The sequence below is a fragment of the Nocardia arizonensis genome, from assembly GCF_001310275.1.
Lineage (GTDB): Bacteria > Actinomycetota > Actinomycetes > Mycobacteriales > Mycobacteriaceae > Nocardia > Nocardia arizonensis.
In genome coordinates this window covers 1-2,849 of sequence record NZ_LGYZ01000025.1, presented here as the reverse complement: position 1 = coordinate 2,849, position 2,849 = coordinate 1, and the positions used below count along the sequence as shown (strand labels likewise).

Genomic DNA, 2,849 nt, shown 5'->3' with positions numbered 1-2,849 from the left:
GGTTCGCGCGGGTGTGTTCGATCGACTCGATCTCCGACCCCGAACTCGAACGGCAGCACCGCGGGAACGAAACCCTGTTCCCTCCGGGCCTTACCGCCGGCGCCACCCTCAATTTCGACGAACGAATGGAATACTGCCGCCGCGAACCACAGGAAGGCGAACGGTCACTCGGCGATTTCGGCGCCGTGCTGATCGACACTGTGGAACGGGCATTGAAGGACGCCGGGATCGGGTTGGACGACATCACACGCGTCGTGCACGACGGCTTCGCCCACGAAGGGCTGCGCGCGGTCTTCCTGGACCCCTTGGGGCTTGAGGAGAGCCGCGGGATCTGGGACTACACCCGCACCGTCGGCCACGCCGGACCCGTCGACCAGATCCGGGGACTGGAGTATCTGTGGCGCACCGGCGCGGTCGGGGTGGGCGAGCACGTGCTGCTGTTCAGTGGCGGGCCCGGCATGGAGGCCGCGTGCGCGGTGCTGGAGATCACCGAAACACCCGACGCCTACAGCGAACACCACGTGTAGCAGCACCGCTGTCACACAGAACGGGATCATCAGTCCCGTCAGTGCCGCGACCATCCGCAGAATCCATTGCCGTGCGGGATGAGGGTGGCGGTCGCGCCGTGCCAGACGGGCCAGGCGGTTCTCGATCGCGTGCGCGCTCATGGCCAGTCCCACCGTGGGCGCGGGAGACACCGCCATATGCAGCAACGCCGAGTACACGACTCGCTCGCCGCAGGCGCGTGCCGCCGTCGCGTCGGCGGTGAGTTCCACCAGCTCGGCCAGCGCGGTTGGCGCGCGCCGGAACAGCGGGACGAACCACAGGCAACGGCCCAGGATCCGTGTCCACTCGAGCAACGTGTGATGGCGACCGCGCAGGTGCGCTCGTTCGTGGGCGATGACCGCCGCGGCCGCGCCGTCACCGAGGCGGAACACCCCCTCGGTGGCCACGACGAGTTCGTGGCTGCCACGCACGCAGAAGGCCAGCGGTTCGTCGTGGTCGAGGCGCAGCAGGTCCGGGGTGAGCGGATCGATACGTCCGACCACACGAAGCAGCGCGGCGTGGGTGTCGGAGGCGCGCAGACGCCGCCGTGAGGCGCCGACGATCCTGGTGCCGATCCATACCGCGGCGCAGGTGAACACCACCGCGATCGTGACCCCCGACAGTCGCTCGACGGCGGTGGAGGCGCCGTGTGCGAAGGGATGCCCGATGCGGTGCGACAGCACACTGGTCGGGAGCAGGCTCACCCCGTGGGTGGGATGCACGAGCACGAATACGCTGGCCGCGCCTGCCGCTAGCACCCCGGCAAGGCACGCCAGCCACCCGACCAACAACAGTGACGGGTCGTAGCGGACCGGATCCAATCGCTCGAGGATTCTCGGCGCGAGGAACCCGACGACCACGGCCGACACGAGCAGCAGGACCGCTGGGACCATGTGTCGCTCCTGTCCTCGTGGACCACCCCGACCGTCCGTCGACGACGGGAGCCGTGAACGGTCCGCCGACCGAGGACACGCCCGGCAGCGCCGATCATCCCCCGATAGCTTCCCGCCCCGTCCAAACTACCGCAGACACCCCGTCGGGGTGGCGACGCAATGTGTCTGGACGGGCAGTGCCCCAAGTTCATTGGGCAGCAATAATTTCGGTCGGTGTGGGCTGGGCTCGGGCGGCGTACGACTTCGAGGTTGCCGCCCTACTAAGCGTCTTAGTACCGTTCTGGACGGCTCGTCGGCGTTCGTACCGCGCGCCGCCACGACCCAGGGGAGGAGTCGCTCATGTCCGATCCGCTCGGTGAAGTCCGCGTCGACGAAGCGTTCGCCGACACCCTCATACGGTGGGTGGACGGTAGGCCCAGTGTCGCGCCGGTGGACGATATCCCGGTCAGCCTCGTGCCGATCAAGCTGCTGCACCAGGGAAATTCGGTCCGCTCCGGTGGTGAGGACCTCGCCCACACCCACGTCCTCGCCGAAACCGAGACCGGACTGCCTCCGATCATCGTGCACCGTGCGAGCATGCGGGTGATCGACGGCATGCACCGCCTACGGGCCGCGATCCTCAAGGGCCGCACCGCTATCGAGGCGCGGATCCTGGACTGCGACGAGGACACCGCGTTCCTGCTCGCGGTGGCCTGTAACATCCGCCACGGGCTGACACTGACCAGTACCGACCGCAAGGCCGCCGCCGAACGTGTGATCGGTGACCACCCCGAATGGTCCGACCGCGCGGTCGCTGCCGCGACCGGACTGTCGGCCAACACCGTGGCGGTGGTGCGGCAACGGTGTTCGACCGCCGAGGCCGCGCAGTCGAACACCCGGCTGGGCAAGGACGGGCGTGTCCGCCCGCTCGACAGCGCCGCCTCCCGTCGACAGGCCGCGGCGATGCTGCGAGACAACCCGCAGGCGGGGCTGCGTGAGATCGCCCGTGCGACAGGGCTTTCCCCGGCGACGGTGTCCGATGTCCGTAAACGCGCGGCGCGCGGTGAGGATCCTGTGCCCGACCGATACCGTCGCGCATCGCGAGAGGACTCCGAGGCGGGCACAGCGGCCGGGCGTGCGCGGGTCTCCGCGGTGAGCGCCCCCGACCGCGACGCGCTGTTGTCGAAACTGCGCAACGATCCGGCATTGCGCTACAGCGACACTGGACGCCAGACGCTGCGCTGGCTGTATCAGCACATGATCGATCCCGACAGCGGCCACGACCTGGCGGCCAATCTGCCCGAGCACTGGCTCGAGGTCGTCGCCGCACTCGCCCTCGACTGCGCCCAGACCTGGAGCGGCCTGGCCGCGCGACTACACGAGCAGGCGCGAACCACCGCCGACCAGCAGGCGCGAACCACCGCCGACCAG

Annotated in this window: 2 protein-coding genes and 1 pseudogene; 2 read left to right on the top strand and 1 reads right to left on the bottom strand. The window is 69.0% G+C overall.

Features of this window, described 5'->3' with window-relative positions; all coding sequences use genetic code 11:
* The first annotated feature begins 125 nt into the window (after positions 1-125).
* Positions 126-527, top strand: coding sequence for a 3-oxoacyl-[acyl-carrier-protein] synthase III C-terminal domain-containing protein (locus tag APZ21_RS32705; protein ID WP_239476477.1), 402 nt, complete (start codon positions 126-128; stop codon positions 525-527).
* A 345-nt stretch (positions 528-872) separates the two neighbouring features.
* Here the strand turns inward: APZ21_RS32705 and APZ21_RS36135 are convergent.
* Positions 873-1,439 (bottom strand): annotated as a pseudogene (locus tag APZ21_RS36135) (M48 family metalloprotease); the annotation flags it as partial.
* 339 nt (positions 1,440-1,778) lie between these two features.
* Here APZ21_RS36135 and APZ21_RS03945 point away from each other — a divergent pair.
* Positions 1,779-2,849 (top strand): ParB/RepB/Spo0J family partition protein (locus tag APZ21_RS03945; RefSeq protein ID WP_054811839.1); only part of this gene is annotated, 1,071 nt, incomplete at its 3' end.